We start from the raw sequence: 1,452 nt of genomic DNA, 5'->3' as shown, positions 1-1,452 counted from the left end.
AATGCATGTCGCCCAAAAGCGGCCCGGTTTGGGGCAACGACATGCAAGGCGCGTCGCCGGAATCCGTTTCAACGCAGCGCGCTTTAGACGGCCATAAGCCCTACTGGAGGCGAAGGCCGGCGAGTTGGAGGCCTTGTGCAAGCTCCGTGGTCAACTGCGGATCAAGGTGACGGCGAGACATATCGGAATGGAAATTCTGCTCGAAATCGGGGCGCTCTCTGCGTATGTCGGAGATGATTGCGGATGCATCTCCCTCTCGCCCCAAGCGTCCCAACGTTGCCGTCAACAACAGGTCGGTGAGATAGCATCCGTTGGCCTCGCGCTTCAGGCGGAGCAACACGTCACCCAGTTGTCCCTGGCGATAGGCGTCGAACGCCAGCGTCCACTCAGCGTCCGGTAGCGGCAACCCGTCGACCTTCAGGGCCTCGTTTGCAAGCCTTATCCCCTCGTCTCGCTCGCCGGTGGCGTAGAGAATCCGGGCGAATGTAGCTGCTACCTTGGTGTTGTAAGGGTTGAGCGTAATTGCCCTGCGCCCCGCGGACACCGCTGCTTCGACGTGGCCTGCCCGAAACTCCGCCATCATCTTGGCGGTGAAGCTGCGGGAGGATTCCGGGGCCAGCGCTACTGCACTATCGGCATGTTCGTGAGCGGCCGCAGTCAGGTCGGTCGACGCATCTGGCTGATCGATCGACAGGAGTATCGGGACCAGCATCGCATGCGCATCGGCATCGTACGGGCGCTGCCGCAACGTCCGCTCGAGGCATTGCCTCGCTTGCTCCAAGACTTGCGGCGTCTGCATCCCCAACGCGCGGTTGGCCCGCAGAACGCAACCATTGCCCAGCGTAGGATGTTCCAGGTCCCGGTTAGCCTCGACGGTGTTGATCGCGCCATCCAACGAGGCGATGCGTGCAGCCAGCCGGGAAACCAGCAATTCGGCCGGGTCGGCCGACGAGGCGGTATCGACGTGAACGCGCTCTTTCTCGGATTGAATCGCTTCCCCTGTCTGCTGGTCGACGACCTGCCACCAGACCGACTTCTGGACCGAATCCGAACTGTACTTCAGGATCAGTCGATAACGGCTAAGAGGCAAGGCAGCGGGGGTGCCTTCGGCGGTACTTGACGTGTAGGCGTCGGGCGCTGAAAGCCTTAGCGTACTGAAGTCTGAAAGCGCGCTCATCAGCAAGTCACGCAGGGCGATTGCTTCGTGATCGTTGACACCGTCCAATTGCAGATCGACGGCGACCGACGGCCTTTCCGAAATGGTCATGGTGTTCAGACCACTGAGCAGATTGTAGCCAAAAAACAGCGCCACGCAGGACAAGGCAACTCCAGCGAGGCCCGTCCTTCTCAGGGCGACGATGGCTTTTCGCCTCATCATTCGACGTTGATCTGATCTGGTCGCGACAATCCGGGGACGAGATTGCACGCGACCAAGGTGACCGCTCTCCTCAG

At 60.9% G+C, this 1,452-nt stretch carries 1 protein-coding gene; it reads right to left on the bottom strand.

Going from position 1 to position 1,452, the window contains the following annotated elements:
- Nucleotides 1–100: 100 nt before the first annotated feature.
- Nucleotides 101–1,452: tetratricopeptide repeat protein (locus tag ACXJ7R_RS32500; protein WP_457155375.1), on the bottom strand; the 1,352-nt coding region annotated here is incomplete at its 5' end.

The organism is Mesorhizobium sp. P5_C1 (assembly GCF_054049815.1).
The sequence above is the reverse complement of the archived record's forward strand: the minus strand, read 5'-3'. Positions and strand labels throughout refer to the sequence as shown.